The following is a 17,613-nucleotide window of genomic DNA, read 5'->3' on the forward strand; positions in this document are numbered from 1 at the left end:
AGTCACAACGTGCTCCGATCGCGCCGACCTCCGCAATCGCGCAGCTCCCCTCCCCGTCGCAACCGCACAGATCTGCCCCCGAGCACATCGAAAGCGCGGATTCGATGTGATCCGAGGCGAATCCGTGCCGCCGGGCGACGCCGCACGGGATAATGGAAGCACCATGCCTCAGCCCCCAGTGCGCGTCTCCTTTCCCGAAGAGCTTCCCGTCTCGCAGATGCGCGACGAGATCGAGGCGGCGATCCGCGACCACCAGGTGGTCATCGTCGCCGGCGAGACCGGGTCGGGCAAGACGACCCAGCTGCCGAAGATCGCCCTGGCCCTCGGCCGCGAGCGCATCGCCCACACGCAGCCCCGCCGCATCGCCGCGCGCACGATCGCCGAGCGCATCGCCGAGGAGCTCGGCTCGGAGCTTGGCGGGCTCGTCGGCTACCAGGTGCGATTCACCGACAAGGTCTCGGAGGACACGCGGATCCGCCTCATGACCGACGGCATCCTGCTCAACGCGATCCACCGCGATCGCGACCTTCGCGCCTACGACACCATCATCATCGACGAGGCGCACGAGCGCTCGCTCAACATCGACTTCCTGCTCGGCTACCTCAAGACGCTGCTCCCCCGGCGGCCCGACCTCAAGGTGATCATCACGTCGGCGACGATCGATCCCGAGTCGTTCGCCGAGCACTTCGCCGACGCGAGGACGAAGCAGCCGGCCCCCATCATCGAGGTCTCGGGCCGCACCTACCCGGTGGAGATCCGGTACCGCCCCCTCGTGGAGAGGATCGAGCAGCCCGATCCCAAGGGCGGGGCGCCGCGGGTGCGCACCGTCGAGCGCGATCTCTTCGACGCCATCGGCGAAGCGGTCGACGAGCTGTCTCGGGAGGAGCGCGGCGACGTGCTCGTGTTCCTCAGCGGCGAGGCCGAGATCCGCGACGCGGCCGATGCCCTGCGCGGGCGTCTCGGCTCGAATCGGGCGAAACCTGTCGAGATCCTGCCCCTCTACGGCCGCCTCAGCGCGGCGGAGCAGCACCGGGTCTTCGAGCGCCCGAGCGGCGCGAACGCGGGCGCCCGTCGCATCGTTCTCGCCACCAACGTGGCCGAGACCTCGCTCACGGTGCCCGGCATCCGCTACGTGGTCGATGCCGGCACCGCCCGCATCTCGCGCTACTCGGCGCGCAGCAAGGTGCAGCGGCTGCCCATCGAGGCCGTCTCGCAGGCGAGCGCGAACCAGCGATCGGGCCGTTCGGGGCGCACGAGCCCCGGCATCGCGATCCGGCTCTACTCCGAGGAGGACTTCGAGAGCCGGCCCGAGTTCACCGAGCCCGAGATCCGGCGCACGGGCCTCGCCTCCGTGATCCTGCAGATGCTGTCGCTCGGCCTCGGCGATATCGCGCGCTTCCCGTTCCTCACGCCTCCCGACCAGCGGGGCATCGCCGACGGTCTCGGGCTGCTCGCCGAGCTGGGAGCGGTGCAGCTCGAGGGCAGGGGAACCCGCGCCCGCCCGCGGATCACGAAGATCGGCCGCGAGCTCGCCCGGCTGCCCATCGAGCCGCGCTTCGCCCGCATGGTGGTGGAGGCCCACAAGCACGACGTCGTCCCCGCAGTGCTGGCGATCGTCGCGGGCCTCACGATCCAGGACGTGCGCGAGCGGCCGCAGGAGAAGCGCGCCCAGGCCGACCAGCTGCACGCCCGCTTCGCCGACCCGCAGGGCGACCTCATGACGCTGCTGGGCCTCTGGGAATACCTGCAGGAGCAGCAGCGCGAGCTGTCGTCGAGCGCCTTCCGCCGTCTGTGCAAGGCCGAATACCTCAACTTCCTGCGCGTGCGCGAGTGGATGGACCTCTACCGCCAGCTCGCCCGGATCGCGGGGGTCCGCCGCGCGGATTCCGCGGACGGTTCGGGATCGGGCGAGGCGATCCACCGCTCCATGCTCGCCGGCCTGCTCTCCCAGCTCGGTGTGCGCGATGATCGCCAGGATCGCTCTGCGCCCGCCCGCGGACGGAGCGCTCCCGGCGCGGTCAAGCGGAAGCCCGCCCAGGAGTACGTGGGGTCCCGGGGCACGCGATTCGTGCTCTATCCCGGTTCCGTGCTCGCGAAGAAGCCGCCCGAGGTCGTGATGAGCGTCGAGCTCGTCGAGACCTCGCGGCTGTTCGCCCGGTCCAACGCCGTCGTCGACCCGGCCTGGGCCGAGGAGCTCGCGGGCCCCCTCGCGAAGCGGCAGATCAGCGAGCCCCACTGGGAGAAGAAGCAGGGCGCGGCCGTCGCCTACGAGCGGGTCACGCTCTACGGGGTGCCCATCGTCGACCGCCGCCGGGTGCAGCTCGCCCGCTTCGACCGCGAGCAGGCGCGAGAGCTGTTCATCCGTCACGCCCTGGTCGACGGCGAGTGGGAGATTCCGTCCGGCGGTTCCTTCTTCGCGTTCGACCGGGCGAACCGGCAGCTGCGCAGGGAACTCGAGCAGCTCGAGGAGCGCACCCGGCGCCGCGATCTGGTGAGCGACGACGAGGCCGTCTTCGACTTCTACGACGCCCGCATTCCCGCCGAGGTCGCGTCGACGCGCGACTTCGAGGGGTGGTGGAAGGAGGCGCAGCGCACGCAGCCGAAACTGCTCACCATGCGCCGCGAGGATCTCGTCGAGGGCGAGACGGCCGAGGTCGATGAGAGCGAGTTCCCGCGCCAGTGGCGGCACGGCGATCAGACACTGCGGCTCAAGTACCGCTTCGACCCCTCGGCCGACGACGACGGCGTCACCGTCAACGTGCCGCTGCCGCTGCTGCCGCGACTCGAGGGCTCCGACTTCGAGAAGCTCGTGCCGGGCCTGCGTCAGGAACTCGTGACGGCGCTCATCAAGACGCTGCCGAAGGCCATCCGCAAGCACGTCGTGCCCGCCGCGGATTGGGCGCGCACGCTCCTCGAGACCGTCGAGCCGAAGCTGGACGGCGCCGACTCCGACTCATCGCTGCTCCAACTGCTGGCCGACGAGATCCGCCGTCGCACGGGCGTGACCGTCTCCCCCGGCGATTTCGACCCGTCGCGTCTGCCGGCGCACCTCACGCCGACGTTCCGCGTGGTCGACGGGCGCGGGCGCACTATCGGGTCGGGCAAGGATCTTGCCGCGCTGCAGGCGGCGCACAAGGATCGCGCGACGCAGGGCGTCGCCAAGGTCGCGGCGGCGGCGCTGCCGAAGAGCGATCTCGAGCGCAAGGGCTCGACCGCCTGGGACTTCGGCGAGCTGCCGAGGCACGTCGACACGGCCTACGCGAAGGGGCGGGGATCCGGGGCGGGCGTGGTGCGCGCCTATCCCGCGATCGTGGATCGCCGCACAGGCGTCGATCTGACGCTCGTAGCCGACGAGGCCGAGCAGGTCCGGCTGTCGCGACGCGGGACCCGCCGCCTCGTCGCCCTGAGCTCGCCGTCGCCGGCGAGCTACATCCGCGATCACCTCTCCAATCAGGAGAAGCTGCTGCTCGGCGCCGGGCCGTACCGGTCGCTCGACGCCGCGATCGCAGATGTCTCGCTCGCGGTCGCCGACGGCGTGATCCGCCGTCATTCCCCCGACGGGCTCGTGTGGTCGGAGTCCGCGTTCGAGCGGATCGCGAACGACTACGCGCGATCCCTCATCGACGACATCTACGGCGCGATCGCCCTCACCGCCCGCGTGCTCGACGCGGCGAGGCTCGCGCGCAAGGCGATCGACGGAGCGAAGTCGATCCAGGTGCTGGGTCAGGTGGCTGGGGCCGCGGCCCAGGTGGACGGACTCGTCTACGACGGCTTCGTCTCGCGCACCGGGCTCGCCCAGCTTGCGCGGCTGCCCGTCTATCTGGAGGCGGTGCAGCTGCGCATGCGGGGGCTCGTCGAGAACCCGGGGCGGGATCGGGCCTGGCAGAACGAGGTGGACCGCGCGCTCGCGCTCTTCGAGCAGGCGGGCGGCGCGATCCCGCTGCCCGAGCAGGCCCCCGATCACCTCGTGCGCGTGCGCTGGCTGATCGAGGAGCTGCGCGTGAGCCTGTTCGCGCAGCAGCTGCGCACCGCCGAGCCGGTCTCGCTGCAGCGGATCCAGAAGCTGCTGCGCGAGGGCTGACCCGGCGCCGCTCTCCGCCCCGCCGAGCCCCGCTCCCCACCCCGCCGATCGAGTCGGCCCGTTTGTATCGAGTCCGCCTAGATTTCTTGCGAATTCCATACCGGGTCGATACGAAGGGGACGGCTCGATGAACGGTGGGCGGCCGGAGGCGGTGGTAAACGGTAGGCGCGCGCGGCCGCGTAGAAGCTGTCGAGCGTGCGCAGATCCTCGTGCATCAGCCGGATGACCCGCTTCGGCGTGCTCCCTCGGGCCTTGTCCTCGCGTCTCTTCTCGGCGAGGACCACCTCAGCCGCGGTCTTTCCCCCGCGCAAGCCCTCATCGAGGTACTTCGATCGTCCGTCGATCTCGCATAGGATGTCGAGGTCGTCGAGCCCGAGGTCGAAGTAGCTCACGCTGCCATCGGGGTGAACCACCGGCACCTGCGTACTCACCCGGTACCCCGCCTGCACGAACCGGAGTCGTCCGAGAGTTTCCAGCACCGATTCCGACCCGGCATCGGCGAGTTCGACGATCCGCAGCGCTCTCCTCACACCGCGTCGGCGGGGCCCCGAGAGCAGGTCCCGGCGCAGCCCCTCCAACCATTCCACGACGTCGGGTGAGTTCGGTACGCCGCGGTGCTTGCCGAACTGCAGTTCCAACGCGTGGTCCAGCGCTCCGAGCGCCAGCTCCAGCGGAGCCAGCCGGGCGAGGTCCATCACCGTTCTCGAGAGGCTCGTGACGGGGATGCCGTGGAGCAGGCCGGCTTCTCCGTCTCGGACCCGGTCAGTGCTGCGCGCGATGAAGGTGCTGTGGCGGACGGTGGAAGCTCCGGGGAGCAGCAGCTGGGCGCGATCATAAGGTGGACGGTAGAGACGCAGCCCGTGCACGACGGCCGCAGACTCCCTCCAGAAGCAGCCTGCGAGGTCGGGATTCCCGGAGACCGCGAGCACTCGCGCGAGCAGCTTCTGGTCCGGCCAGAGCTCGCGCCACATCCCGCCGTCGAGATACCGCCCGGCAGCGAGCCGTTCCAGCGTTCCCTTTGCGACGGCGTCGGCGATGCCCCGCGCGGACCAGTTCCGCTGCAACAGGTCGTCCCGCGAGCGCACCGCAGCTGAGATTGACGCGAGGCCGTACCGAGGTGTCATGCTCGCAGCCTGGCAGATTCGCTCCGATCGCAGGGGCTCGGAACACGATCTGTGGATGAAACAGCACGCCCGGCCAGATGCGCTGCTTGTGAGCGAAGTACTGCGGGCGGTTTCTCCTCGCCGAGCCGGCCTACTTATATCGAAAGAGCCTGCAATTCACGCACATTACGGGCCGACTCGATAGAAACAGGCCGACTCGGCGGCGGGAGCCCGCCGGCCCGCCGCGCCGCTGCCCTGGGCCTACCGCTGCCCGCGCCGCGCTACCGCACCGACTCCGTGAGGATGCGCCGCGCCTCGTGCAGCAGCTCGGGTTCCACGATCAGATCGTATCGGGTGGCGACCATCTGCATGACCGACGAGAAGTCGCGGCGGTTACGGTTCATCGCGTAGGAGAGCACGCCGAAGAGCATGCCGAAACCGGCGCCGATCACCACGGCCGCGACGAACACGCCGAGGATGCCGGCGTTGTCGGGCTGGAAGATGAAGAGCAGGAGCCCGAGGAACAGGCCCAGGTAGGCGCCCGAGAGCGCTCCCATGAGGGCGACCCGCCCGTAGGTGAGCCGCCCGGTGACGCGCTCGACGCTGCGCACGTCGTTGCCGACGATGCTGATGCGCTGCACCGGGAAGCTGGCGCGCGCGAGCACGTCGACCGCGTGCTTGGCGTCTTCGTAGCGGTCGTAGGTGGAGACGATCTCGCCCTGCGGGATCTCGGGCATCAGGGGTGCGCGCGAGGAGGAGATGGGGCCGGGAGTACTCATGCGTCCATTCTCTCACTGCCGGGCTCGGCACCACTACGCTAGAGGTGTGAGTGTGATGCGGGTCTTCGTCGGGCGCCTCGCCGGGCGCGGAGTGTTCGATCCGGTCGGCGACCGGATCGGCAAGGTGCGCGATGTGCTGGTCGTCTTCCGGGCGGCGAGCGCGCCGCGCGTGGTCGGCCTGATCGTCGAGATCCCCGGCAAACGCCGAGTGTTTGTGCCGATCGGCCGTGTCACCTCGATCGGTTCAGGCCAGGTGATTACCACGGGCTTGATCAACGTGCGCCGTTTCGAGCAGCGCGGCGGCGAGACCCGCATGATCGCCGAGATCATCGGCCGCGAGGTGCAGCTCGCTCCTGAGCACTCGGGCGGGCAGCCGCAGACGGCCCGCATCGAGGACGCCGCGATCGAGCGCACCCGCACGGGCGAGTGGGTGGTCTCCGAGGTCTTCGTGCGACTTCCGAAGCCCGCGGCGCCGTTCAGCCGCGGCGACTCGCGGATCGTGCGCTGGTCGGATCTGGTGCTGCCCAGCTCGAGCGGCTCGGCGCAGTCGGCCGAGCTGCTGATTCAGACGATGGTCGATCTCAAGCCCGCCGACCTCGCCGAGGCGCTGCTCGAGTTGCCGCAGCACCGCATGCTCGAGGTGATCGGCGAGCTGGCCGACGAGCGCGTCGCGGACGCGCTCGAGGAGATGAGCGAGCAGGATCAGCTGGCGCTGCTGGCCCAGCTGCCGGCCGACCGCACCGCGGATGTGCTCGATCGCATGGAGCCGGACGACGCGGCCGACCTCATCTCCGCGCTGCCCACGGCGAAGGGCGAGGAGCTGCTCGACCTCATGGAGCCGGAGGAGGCCGAGGACGTGCGCCGCCTGCTCGAGTACGACGCGGACACCGCGGGCGGCCTCATGAGCCCCGCGCCGATCGTGCTGTCGGGCGAGTCGAGCGTGGCCGAGGGGCTCGCGATGATCCGCCGCGCCGAGATCCCGCCGGCCATGGCCTCGGCCGTCTATGTGACGCACCCCCCGTACGAGACGCCCACGGGCGAGTACATCGGCATGGCGCACTTCCAGCGTATGCTGCGCTTCCCGCCCCATGAGCGCATGGTGTCGCTCATCGACACCGAGATCGAACCGGTCACGGTCGACGCGAGTGCCGCCGAGGTCTCGCGCCGCCTCGCGAGCTACGACCTCGTCGCGATGCCGGTCGTCGACGAGCAGCATCGCCTGGTGGGCGTGGTCACCGTCGACGACGTGCTCGATCACCTGCTCCCCGACGACTGGCGCCACGCCGACGACGAGCAGCCCCGTCCCTCCGCACCGCAGAGGAGCCGCCGATGAGCCTGTTCAAGCGGCAGGATCCCGGACTCGACGCGCCCCTCGCGACCGGAGCGCGGGCGGGCCGCGTCTCGCTCGGCGGCAGCAAGAGCCAGGAGCGTTTCGGGCGCTGGACCGAGAGCATCGCGCGCGGCATGGGCACCCCGTGGTTCCTGCTGATCCTCACGCTCATCTGCGTGGCGTGGTTGGCGTGGAACACCTGGGGCCCCGAGTCGTGGCGCTTCGACTCGGCGGCGCTCGGCTTCACCGCGCTCACGCTGATCCTCTCGCTGCAGGCGTCGTATGCGGCGCCGATGATCCTGCTCGCGCAGAACCGTCAGGACGACCGGGACCGCGTGCAGATGGAGCAGGATCGGCAGCGCGCCGAACGCAACCTCGCCGACACGGAGTTCCTGGCTCGCGAGGTCGTGGCACTGCGGCTCGCACTGAAGGATCTGCCCGACCGCGACTTCATCCGAGCCGAGCTGCGCTCGCTGCTGGCCGAGCTGGAGGAGGCGGAGTCGGAGGAGGACTCTGAGGCGTCTGCTGGGACGGACGAGGCCGCCGCAACCGAGGATCGCGATGCCGACGGACGCTGAGGCCGCGGTCCTGGCCGCGCTCGAGCGGGTGCGGGATCCCGAGATCCTGCGCCCGATCACGGAGCTCGGCATGGTGCGCGACGTGCGCGTGGACGCCGAGGGGCACGCGACGGTCGCGATCCTGCTCACCATCGCTGGATGCCCCGCCGCCCGCCGCATCGAGGCCGATACGCTCGCTGCAGCCGAGTCCGCGGCGGGGGTCGTGTCGGCCGAGGTCGAGGTGGGTGTGATGTCGCCCGCGGAGCGGAAGGCCTTCATCGAGCGGGTGCGCGGGGATCGCGGATCGCGGCCGCAGCAGTTCGGACCGGACTCGCTCACGCGGGTGATCACGGTGACGAGCGGCAAGGGCGGTGTCGGCAAGTCCTCGCTCACCGCCGGGCTCGCGGTCGCCCTGGCCCAGCAGGGCCTCGCGGTCGGCCTCGTCGACGCCGACGTGTTCGGGTTCTCGATCCCCGGCATTCTCGGGCTCAGCCGCGACGGCCGCACCGAGCAGCCGACGCGCGTCGACGACATGATCCTGCCGCCCGTCGCTCACGGGGTGAAGACCGTCTCGATCGGCATGTTCCTGGGCGAGGCCGACCCGCGCACCACCGCGGTATCGTGGCGCGGACCCATGCTGCACCGCACGATCGAGCAGTTCCTGCGCGATGTCTGGTTCGGCGATCTCGATGTGCTGCTGCTCGACCTGCCCCCGGGCACGGGCGACATCGCGATCAGCGTCGGTCAGCTGCTCCCCCAGGCCGAGGTGCTCGTCGTCACCACTCCGCAGGAGGCGGCGGCCGACGTGGCCGTGCGCAGCGCGCTCGTGGCGCGCCAGACCGGTCAGCGGGTGATCGGGGTGGTCGAGAACATGGCGGGCCTGGTGCAGGCCGATGGCAGCGTGCTCGACGTGTTCGGCAGCGGCGGCGGGCAGCTGGTCGCCGATCGTCTCAGCACCGACGCCGCGGGCGGCGAATCCGAGGCGGTTCCGCTGCTCGGCAGTGTGCCGCTCAGTCCCGCGTTCAGGGAGGCGGGCGACCGCGGCGAGCCGGCCGTGCTGGTCGCGCCGGAGGATCCGGCCGCCGCGGAGGTGATCCGCATCGCGCGCACGATCGCTGCGCGGGGCCGCAGCCTGGCCGGCAGGTCGCTCGGGATCGCGCCCCGCTGAGCCGCGGACTCCCGGTCGGCGCGGTCTCTCAGCCGATCGCGTCGATGGACTCGTCGACCGGGCGCGGACGCGCGAACAGGTACCCCTGGAAGGCGTCGACACCGAGCTCGAGCAGTTTCTCGAACTGCTGCCGGGTCTCGACGCCCTCGGCCACCACCTGCAGAGCGAAGGTGCGCCCGAGCTGCACGATCGTGCGCACGATCGACGCGCTGGCCTCGTCCTCGACCACGGAGAAAGTGAATGAGCGGTCGATCTTGAGCTGCTGGACGGGCAGCTGCCGCAGATAACTCAGCGAGGAGTATCCCGTGCCGAAGTCGTCGAGCGAGGCGAGCACCCCGTCGGCCCGCAGGAGGGACAGCAGCTTGACCGTGCGGTCGAGATCGGTGTGCAGCACGCTCTCGGTGAGCTCGAGCTTCAGGCGCCCCGGCGAGACGCCGTGCTTCGCGATGATCGCGCGCACGCGCTCCGCGAAGTCGTCGACCCGCAGCTGGCGCTCGCTGAGATTCACCGAGAAGGTGCGGTGTTCGCGCTCGGGATCCCGCTCCCAGGCTGCGAGCACCCCGCAGGCCTCCTCGAGCACCCACTCGCCGATCTCCACGATGAGGCCGGTCTGCTCCGCCAGAGGGATGAAGGCGCCGGGCTCGACGAGCCCGCGCTCGGGGCTGACCCACCGGATCAGCCCCTCCTCCCCGATCACGCGCTGCTCGCGGTCCACGATCGGCTGCGAGAAGAGGCGCAGTTCGCCGTTCTCGATACCGCGCCTCAGCTCCGAGATGAGACGGACCCGACGCTGCGCGTCGTCGAGCATGCTCTGGCGGAAGTGGCGGATGCGGCGCGGGCCGCCGGCGCGGCGCGCGTGCTTGCGCGCGATATCGGCGCACTTGATGATCTCGTGAGCGTCGGTCGTCTTGATGTGGCTGTCGCAGGCGCCCGGGCCGCAATCGTCTCCGCGGCTCTCAGGAGCCGTCCACAGCACGTAACCGGCACTCGCGGTGGCATCGATCACCACCCCCGATTCGAGGTCGACCGTCCCCGTCAGCGTGTCGAGCACCTGATCGACGCACTCGGCCGCGCGCCGATCAGACGCCTCGAGGTCTCTGCCGAGGCGGGGCAGGAGGATCCCGAAGGTGTTGGCTCCGATCCGGCTCACGACCGAGTCGTGCAGATCGAGGCCGCGAAGCCTGCGCGCCGAGTCGACGAGCAGACGATCACCCGCCTGGTACCCGAACGCATCATTGACGACGGAGAGATCGTCGACGCTCACCGAAATGAACCCGCTGAGCTCGCCCTCCGGTTTCCGATCGCCGTCGGCCTCGATCGCCTGCAGCATCGACGCGCGATTGGGAAGCCCGGTCACGCGGTCCCGGAAGGCGAGTTCGCGCACCCGCTCCTCGGCGAGGTGCCGCTGCGTCTCCTCCGTGCGGATCGCGACGTACCGCTCGGGCCGGCCCCGCTCGTCGAGCAGAGGGATGATGGTGGTATCGACCCAGTACTCCGTGCCGTCCTTGGCGCGGTTGCAGATCTCGTTCTTCCAGACCCCGCCGCGGCCGATGACCCGCCACATCTCCTGGAAGAACTCTTTCGGATGGCGACCGGAGTTGATGATCCGATGGGTCTGCCCCACCAGCTCGTCGCGGGAGTACCGGGATATCTCGCAGAAGCGGTCGTTCACGTGCAGGATCACACCGCGACGGTCGGTAATCGCGACGATGGAGAAGCTGTTGAGGGCCGAGAGGATCTCGTTGAACTCGCGCTCGGATGAACCGAACTGCTCGCGCAGTCTTATCTCAGCTGATCGGATGGGTAACCCCGACTCGCTCACGTGGCTTCCTCGTCGAAATACAGCGGACCCTCGGCCCGGCCGTCTCCCGACGCTGCGCGACGCTGCTCCGCGGCTTCGGCGATCCGGGCCCGTCGAGCCTCGGCGCGCGCCTCCCGTTCGTCCTCCACGAGCGCATCGCGGATGATGCGGCGCGGATCGTACTGTCTCGGATCGAGCTGCTTCCAGTCGACCTGATCGAACTCGGGGCCCATCTCATCGCGCAGGCGATCCTTCGCCCCGTCTGCCATGCGCTTGGCCCCGCGCACGAACTCGCCGAGCTTCTTCGCGTAGAGGGGCAGCCGCTCGGGACCCAGCACGAACATGGCGATCACCATGATCACCAGAATCTTATCTATCGTGAGGCCCATCTAGACCATCATAGAGCTCTTCGAGGCGGTCTTCGGTAGCGCTACGCTAGGAGTTGTCGGCGTGACACCGCCGCAGGACACCGGAGGAGAACGTGAGCAAGCTCGAACGCAACTGGCAATACGCCGAGCAGTACCCGGGCGAGACAGATGCGATCGTGCGTGCGCGCCGCCTGTCTCTCGAGCTCGGCGTCGAGCCCGTCAGCCGCTCCACCGCGGCGCAGCTCTCAGCGCTGACGGTGCTGACCCGCGCTCAGGCCATCTGCGAGGTGGGCACCGGCGTCGGCGTGAGCGGACTCGCACTGCTGCGCTACGCCCCCGAGGCCACGCTGACCTCGATCGAGATCGAGCCGGAGCATCTCCGCGAGGCCAGGGCCGTGTTCGCCGACGCCGGCGTCGCGTCGTCGCGGCTTCGGCTCATCGAGGGCGAAGCGCGCCACGTGCTGCCCCGCCTGAACCTCGGCGCCTACGACCTGGTGCTGCTCGACGCGGACCCGGCCCTGCTGCTGGAGCACTTCGAGTACGCGCTCGGCATCGTGCGCCCTGGAGGGTGCATCGTCGTGCCGGGCATCTTCGCCCACGGCAGGGTGCCGGATCCCGCAGCCCGCGACGAAGCGACCGTGGCGTGCCGGGACCTGCTCGCGCTCGTGGCGGAGTCGCCGGCGCTCGCCCCCATGCTCTCCCCCACCGGTGACGGAGTGCTGACCCTCGTGCGCCTCGACGGCTGAGCCCGTCGAAGGGCCGGGCCCGTCGACGGGCCGGGCCCGTCGACGCCTGACTGACCACGAACGACAGGAAGCCCCGGGAATCAGCGATTCCCGGGGCTTCCTCCGTTGCTGCGTTACTGCTCTGTGCGAGCCTAGCCGTCGAGCACGGCAGACAGCACGTCGCGCAGTTCGGTGGCCTCCTGGTCGTTGACCGACACCACGAGGCGCCCGCCACCCTCGAGCGGCACTCGCACGACGATCAGCCGACTCTCACGAACCGCCTCCATGGGTCCGTCCCCAGTCCTCGGTTTCATTGCAGCCATGACGCCTCCTCGAAAGTTATGGTTGCTATCTAGTTTATCGGGCTGCCGCACGGGAGGGCGAACCGGGAGTCGTCCCGTTACGCCTCATCCGTCTGCAGCCAGGCGCGGAGGGCCCGCTCCGTGAACTCGATCTGCGTCACGGGCACGCGCTCATCGTCGGCGTGGGCGAGCAGGGCGTCTCCCGGCCCGAAGTTCACGGCGGGGATCCCGAGGGCCGAGAAGCGGGCCACGTCAGTCCACCCGAACTTCGCCGTGGGTTCGGCCCCGACTGCCGCCACGAAGCGCTGCGCGAGCGGCGCGTCGAGCCCGGGCCTCGCGCCGGGGGCGCGATCCACGATCTCCACCTCGTCCGCGTCCGAGAAGAAGTCGCGCACCAGCTGCTCGGCTTCCTCGACGGAACGGCTGGGGGCGAAGCGGTAGTTCACCTCGAAACTGCAGCGATCCGGGATCACGTTGCCGGCGACGCCGCCCTCGATGCGCACCGCGTTCAAGCCCTCGCGATACTCGAGGCCGTCGACCACGATGCGCTGCGCCTCGTAGCGGGCGAGCCGGTCGAGCAGAGCACCGGCTCGCTGGATCGCGTTCACGCCCATCCAGCTGCGCGCGGAGTGCGCCCGCTTGCCGCGCACCGTGACTCGCGCCCGCATCGTCCCGTTGCAGCCGCCCTCGATCGTACCGTTCGACGGCTCACCGAGGATGGCGAAGTCCGCGGCGAAGAGCTGCGGATGGTTGCGCATGGCCCGGCCGAGCCCGCTGAGTTCCGACGCGACCTCCTCATGGTCGTACCAGATCCAGGTCAGATCGACGGCGGGGGCTGTGAGTTCGATCGCGAGGGCGAGCTGCACCGCGACCCCGGCCTTCATGTCGACCGTGCCGCGCCCCCGGATCACGGTCTCCCCCGTCGCCTCGTCGATCTCGTCGCGAACCGGGAGGTTGTCGTTGATGGGAACCGTGTCGAGGTGTCCGGCGATCGCGACCCGCCGGTCGCGACCGAGCTCGGTGCGGGCGATGAGCGTGTCGCCGTCGCGCGTCACGTGCAGGTGCGGAGCGTGCTCCCCGAGCGCTGCTTCGACCGCATCGGCGATGGCACGCTCATCACCCGACACCGAGGGGATGTCGCACAGCTGGCGGGTGAGCTCCACCGCGCCCAGAGTCGGGTCGAGAGCTCGCCCGCGGGCGGGTTCGAAAGGGGAGGCGGAATCGGGTGCAGGATCGGCATTCATCCGTCCCAGCCTAACGGTAGCCTAGAAACCATGACTGACTCCCGCTTCGCATGGTCCGCAGGTATCGCCACCACAGCCGCCGACGGCACGGTTCTCGACGCATGGTTCCCATCGCCCGCGCTGGGCAAGCGCCCGGCGACGCGCGACCCGTGGATCGCGCCGGCCGAGCTCGAACAGCTCGCGGGTGCCGACGAACTGCGCGGCGTCGAGATGCGCCCGGTCGACATCGAGATCGACCTCGATGCGCCCCCGGCCTCCACCGAGGACGCCTACCTGCGCCTGCACCTGCTCTCGCACTGCCTCGTGCGCCCGAACAGCATCAATCTCGACGGCATCTTCGGCAAGCTGCCGAACATCGCCTGGACGACTGCGGGCCCCATGCTGCCCGACGTCTACGCGGCGCGCCTGCCGCAGTTGAAGCGCGCGGGCATCACCGCGGTCGGCCTCGACAAGTTCCCCCGTCTCACCGACTACGTCGTGCCCCAGGGCGTGCGCATCGCCGACACGTCGCGCGTGCGCCTCGGCGCGCACCTCGCGCCGGGCACCACGGTGATGCACGAGGGCTTCGTCAACTTCAACGCGGGCACGCTGGGAGCCTCGATGGTGGAGGGCCGCATCTCGCAGGGCGTCGTCGTGGGCGACGGCTCGGACATCGGAGGCGGCGCCTCGATCATGGGCACGCTGTCGGGCGGAGGCACGCAGCGCATCACGATCGGCGAGCGCGCGCTGCTGGGCGCCAACTCCGGCATCGGGATCTCGCTGGGCGACGACAGCGTCGTGGAGGCGGGGCTCTACGTGACGGCGGGCACCAAGGTGGTGCTGCCGAAGGGCACTGTCGAGTCGCAGGGTGCCCCCGTCGAGGTGAAGGCCGTCGAGCTGTCGGGCCTGCCGCAACTGCTGTTCCGTCGCAACTCGCGCACCGGCGGCGTCGAGGCCCTGCCGCGTGAGGGAGCCGGCATCGAGCTGAACTCGGAACTGCACGCCTGAACCCGGGGTTGCACACCTGAATCTAGTGCTGCACGCCTGAACCTGGGGTTGCATGCCCGAGCCGGCCTGAGTCAGGGAGGAGATCGGGGCTCAGGAGGACGGATTCCCGGAGAATTCTCCTCCTGAGCCCCGATCTCCTCCCTGAACGGGCGCGCACGAGCACAGCATCGAGCCCTCGCCCCTTCTCGAAGAGGGGCGAGGGCTCAGCGCTGCGGGATCAGCGGTTCAGGTGGCGCTCGACGGAACCCGTGTAGAGCTGCTGCGGGCGGCCGATCTTGGTCTGCGCGTCGTCGCGGGCCTCGCGCCACTGGGCGATCCAGCCGGGCAGACGACCGATCGCGAACAGCACGGTGAACATGCGCGTCGGGAAGCCCATCGCCTTGTAGATGACGCCGGTGTAGAAGTCGACGTTCGGGTAGAGCTTGCGCTCCTTGAAGTAGTCGTCTTCGAGCGCGATCTGCTCGAGTTCCTGCGCCAGACCGAGCAGCGGGTCGTTGACGCCGAGCTCCTCGAGCACGCGGCTGGCGCTCTCCTTGACGATGCGGGCGCGCGGGTCGTAGTTCTTGTAGACGCGGTGCCCGAAGCCCATGAGCTTGACTCCGTCCTCCTTGCGCTTGACCTTCTCGACGAAGGTCTCGACGCTCTGGCCGGAGTCGCGGATCTGCGCGAGCATCTCGAGCACGGCCTCGTTCGCGCCGCCGTGCAGCGGGCCCGAGAGCGCGTTGATGCCGGCCGAGATCGAGGAGAACATGTTGGCTCCGGTCGAGCCGACGAGGCGCACGGTCGATGTCGAGGCGTTCTGCTCGTGATCCGCGTGCAGGATGAGCAGCTTGTCGAGCGCGTCGACGAGCACGGGGTTCATCTCGTAGTCCTCGGCCTTGTTGCCGAAGTTGAGGCGGAGGAAGTTCTCGACGAAGCCGAGCGAGTTCTTCGGGTACAGGAAGGCCTGGCCGATCGACTTCTTGTGCGCGTAGGCGGCGAGCACGGGCAGTTTGGCCAGCAGGCGGATCGTGTTGACCTCGACGAACTCGGGAACCGTGGTGTCGAGCGAGCTCTCGTAGTAGGTCGACATGGTCTGCAGGCCGCCCGAGAGCACCGCCATCGGATGCGCGGTGTGGGGCACACCCTCGAAGTAGTAGCGCATGTCCTCGTGCAGCAGGGTGTGGCGACGGATCTCGTCGTCGAAGGCCGCCAGCTCGTCCGCACTGGGCAGGTCTCCGTAGATGAGGAGGTAGGCGACCTCGAGGAAGGTCGAGTTGCGCGCGAGCTCCTCGATGGGGTACCCGCGGTAGCGCAGCACGCCCTCGTCGCCGTCGATGTAGGTGATGGCCGACTTGGTGGAGGCCGTGTTCACGAAGCCGTAGTCGAGAGCCGTGTATCCGGTCTGCTTGGTCAGCGTGCTGACATCGATGGCGGAGTGCCCGTCGACTGATTCGAGGATCGGGAACTCTGCTTCCCCTCCGGGAAAGGTGAGTTTTGCGGTGGCCGGGTCCTGCTGCTGAGTCGAATCGGTCACGTCGTCTCCTCGTGAGGTCTTATGCGGAGAAGGCATCGGGTGGACGCCCTCGTTCTTATCACCCTATCGGCTCCGATCGGAGCGAATGCACGCACCGTCGAATCGCAGTGCCGCCACCTAGAATATCTCGACGTCGAGCAAAAGGCGATTCGGGTGCCGCGGTCCGTCATGCAGACGGCGCCGACTCCCGGATTCGCTGCACCGCCGCCGAGATCGCCTCATCGCCGGCGGTGAGCGCGAGGCGCACGTGCTGCGGCGAGTGGTCGCCGTAGAAATGCCCCGGGCCCACGACGATCCCGAGATCCGCGAACTCCGCGACACTCTCCCACGCATCAGCGCCTCGGGTGACCCACAGGTAGAGCCCGGCCTCGCTGCCGTCGACCCGATACCCCGCGGCCTCCAGAGCCGGGAGCAGCACCTCGCGTCGCGCACGGTAACGATCGCGCTGCTCGGCGACGTGCGCCTCATCCTCGAGCGCGGCGATCATCGCGGCCTGCACCGGCGCGGGAGACATGAGGCCCGCGTGCTTGCGCACCGTGAGCAGCCGGTCGATGAGTTCGGCGTCACCGGCCACGAACGCGGCGCGGTAGCCCGCGAGGTTCGACTGCTTGCTGAGCGAGTAGGCCGCGAGCACCCCGGTGTGGTCGTCGCCGACGACGCGGGGATCGAGGATCGAGGGGATCCGCTCGACGTCCCACGGCGCGGCCCAGCCGAACTCGGCGTAGCACTCGTCGCCGACGATCACGGCCCCCAGTTCCCTGGCGCGCTCGACGGCCGCCCTCAGCGAAGCAGTGTCGAGCACCCGACCATCGGGGTTGGACGGGGAGTTGATCCACACGAGCCTCGTGTGCTCGGGCCACTCGGCCGGATCGTCGGAGGGGATCGCCTCTGCGCCCACGAGCGCTGCTCCCATGGCGTAACTCGGATAGGCCACGCGCGGGAAGACGACGGCCTCGCCCGCGCCGAGGCCGAGCAGGAAGGGCAGCAGCGCGACGAGCTCTTTGGAGCCCACCGTCGGCAGCACCGCGGAGGGCGCGACCGAGACACCCCGGCGGCGGGAGTACCACTCGGCGATCGCCTCGCGGAGCCGCGGAGTGCCGGCCGTCGCCGGGTAACCGTGCGCATCGGTCGCGGCGCAGAGCGCGTCGCGGACGCTCTGCGGGGCGGGATCCACCGGGGATCCGACCGAGAGGTTCAGCGCGCCGCCCGGGTGCTGCGCAGCCCGCTCGGCGTAGGGCGCCATGGCGTCCCAGGGGTAGTCGGGAAGCGGGCCGCGCACGCGACTACTCGCCCTGGGGCGGCAGCGCCGCGATGATGGGGTGATCGAAGTCGTAGACGCCGACCTTCGCCGCGCCGCCCGGGGACCCGATCTCGTCGAAGAACTCGACGTTGGCCTTGTAGTAGTCAGCCCACTCCTCGGGGAGGTCGTCCTCGTAGTAGATGGCCTCCACCGGGCACACCGGCTCGCACGCGCCGCAGTCGACGCACTCGTCGGGATGGATGTAGAGCGAGCGCTCGCCCTCGTAGATGCAGTCGACCGGGCATTCGTCGACGCACGCGCGATCCTTCACGTCGACGCACGGAAGAGCGATCACATAGGTCACGATGCCCCCACCTTTCACTCGTCTCGGAACCCCTCCATCCTACTCCCC

15 protein-coding genes are annotated in these 17,613 nt (G+C 69.7%); 6 read left to right on the top strand and 9 right to left on the bottom strand.

The annotated features are described in order from the left end of the window. Positions 1 to 163 precede the first annotated feature (163 nt). On the top strand, positions 164 to 4,081 hold the full coding sequence (hrpA, locus tag KVY00_RS03400) for an ATP-dependent RNA helicase HrpA (protein WP_223044342.1): 3,918 nt from the start codon (positions 164 to 166) through the stop codon (positions 4,079 to 4,081). Positions 4,082 to 4,158: 77 nt separating this feature from the next. Here hrpA and KVY00_RS03405 read toward each other — a convergent pair whose 3' ends face one another. Then, a complete protein-coding gene (locus KVY00_RS03405; protein WP_223044343.1) occupies positions 4,159 to 5,205 on the bottom strand; it encodes a hypothetical protein in 1,047 nt (348 codons plus the stop codon). Positions 5,206 to 5,465: 260 nt separating this feature from the next. Continuing rightward, positions 5,466 to 5,963 carry a general stress protein gene (locus KVY00_RS03410; RefSeq protein ID WP_255572739.1) on the bottom strand — a complete coding sequence of 166 codons (498 nt, stop codon included), beginning with the start codon at positions 5,961 to 5,963 and terminating at the stop codon, positions 5,466 to 5,468. 46 nt (positions 5,964 to 6,009) lie between these two features. Between KVY00_RS03410 and KVY00_RS03415 the strand changes: the two genes are divergently transcribed. The 3 genes from KVY00_RS03415 to KVY00_RS03425 are packed head-to-tail and all read left to right on the top strand — an operon-like array spanning position 6,010 to position 9,018. Beyond that, positions 6,010 to 7,296 (top strand): magnesium transporter MgtE N-terminal domain-containing protein, encoded by a 1,287-nt coding sequence (locus tag KVY00_RS03415; protein ID WP_223044344.1) that lies wholly within the window; start codon positions 6,010 to 6,012, stop codon positions 7,294 to 7,296. After that, positions 7,293 to 7,871, top strand: coding sequence for a DUF1003 domain-containing protein (locus tag KVY00_RS03420; protein WP_223044345.1), 579 nt, complete (start codon positions 7,293 to 7,295; stop codon positions 7,869 to 7,871). The genes KVY00_RS03415 and KVY00_RS03420 overlap by 4 nt, the downstream gene beginning before the upstream one ends. Beyond that, on the top strand, positions 7,855 to 9,018 hold the full coding sequence (locus KVY00_RS03425; RefSeq protein WP_223044346.1) for an Mrp/NBP35 family ATP-binding protein: 1,164 nt from the start codon (positions 7,855 to 7,857) through the stop codon (positions 9,016 to 9,018). The genes KVY00_RS03420 and KVY00_RS03425 overlap by 17 nt, the downstream gene beginning before the upstream one ends. 28 nt (positions 9,019 to 9,046) lie before the next feature. On the opposite strand, the gene KVY00_RS03430 is transcribed toward KVY00_RS03425, so the two are convergent. Both KVY00_RS03430 and KVY00_RS03435 read right to left on the bottom strand, forming a co-directional pair. Further along, positions 9,047 to 10,840 carry a putative bifunctional diguanylate cyclase/phosphodiesterase gene (locus KVY00_RS03430; protein WP_255572740.1) on the bottom strand — a complete coding sequence of 598 codons (1,794 nt, stop codon included), beginning with the start codon at positions 10,838 to 10,840 and terminating at the stop codon, positions 9,047 to 9,049. Then, the gene (locus tag KVY00_RS03435; protein ID WP_223044347.1) at positions 10,837 to 11,208 is read right to left on the bottom strand and encodes a twin-arginine translocase TatA/TatE family subunit; all 372 of its coding nucleotides are present in this window, start codon (positions 11,206 to 11,208) and stop codon (positions 10,837 to 10,839) included. Before KVY00_RS03435 ends, KVY00_RS03430 begins: the two co-directional genes overlap by 4 nt. Before the next feature lie 92 nt (positions 11,209 to 11,300). On the opposite strand from KVY00_RS03435, the gene KVY00_RS03440 reads away from it, so the two are divergent. Next, complete coding sequence (locus KVY00_RS03440; RefSeq protein ID WP_223044348.1) at positions 11,301 to 11,933, top strand: O-methyltransferase; 633 nt, start codon at positions 11,301 to 11,303, stop codon at positions 11,931 to 11,933. Between the two features lie 131 nt (positions 11,934 to 12,064). On the opposite strand, the gene KVY00_RS03445 is transcribed toward KVY00_RS03440, so the two are convergent. Both KVY00_RS03445 and dapE read right to left on the bottom strand, forming a co-directional pair. Then, the gene (locus tag KVY00_RS03445; RefSeq protein WP_223044349.1) at positions 12,065 to 12,235 is read right to left on the bottom strand and encodes a DUF3117 domain-containing protein; all 171 of its coding nucleotides are present in this window, start codon (positions 12,233 to 12,235) and stop codon (positions 12,065 to 12,067) included. A 77-nt stretch (positions 12,236 to 12,312) separates the two neighbouring features. Further along, positions 12,313 to 13,458 (bottom strand): succinyl-diaminopimelate desuccinylase, encoded by a 1,146-nt coding sequence (gene dapE, locus KVY00_RS03450; protein WP_223044350.1) that lies wholly within the window; start codon positions 13,456 to 13,458, stop codon positions 12,313 to 12,315. A 30-nt stretch (positions 13,459 to 13,488) separates the two neighbouring features. Between dapE and dapD the strand changes: the two genes are divergently transcribed. Next, positions 13,489 to 14,445 carry a 2,3,4,5-tetrahydropyridine-2,6-dicarboxylate N-succinyltransferase gene (dapD, locus tag KVY00_RS03455; RefSeq protein ID WP_223044351.1) on the top strand — a complete coding sequence of 319 codons (957 nt, stop codon included), beginning with the start codon at positions 13,489 to 13,491 and terminating at the stop codon, positions 14,443 to 14,445. A 217-nt stretch (positions 14,446 to 14,662) separates the two neighbouring features. Here dapD and KVY00_RS03460 read toward each other — a convergent pair whose 3' ends face one another. The 3 genes from KVY00_RS03460 to fdxA form a co-directional block, all read right to left on the bottom strand. Next, a complete protein-coding gene (locus KVY00_RS03460; RefSeq protein ID WP_223044352.1) occupies positions 14,663 to 15,961 on the bottom strand; it encodes a citrate synthase in 1,299 nt (432 codons plus the stop codon). A 166-nt stretch (positions 15,962 to 16,127) separates the two neighbouring features. Further along, positions 16,128 to 17,240 carry a succinyldiaminopimelate transaminase gene (gene dapC / locus KVY00_RS03465; protein WP_223044353.1) on the bottom strand — a complete coding sequence of 371 codons (1,113 nt, stop codon included), beginning with the start codon at positions 17,238 to 17,240 and terminating at the stop codon, positions 16,128 to 16,130. Between the two features lie 4 nt (positions 17,241 to 17,244). Next, the gene (gene fdxA, locus KVY00_RS03470) at positions 17,245 to 17,565 is read right to left on the bottom strand and encodes a ferredoxin (RefSeq protein WP_024356322.1); all 321 of its coding nucleotides are present in this window, start codon (positions 17,563 to 17,565) and stop codon (positions 17,245 to 17,247) included. Between the last annotated feature and the right edge of the window lie 48 nt (positions 17,566 to 17,613).

The organism is Leucobacter tenebrionis, assembly GCF_019884725.1.
In the GTDB taxonomy this organism is placed as follows: Bacteria; Actinomycetota; Actinomycetes; order Actinomycetales; family Microbacteriaceae; genus Leucobacter; species Leucobacter tenebrionis.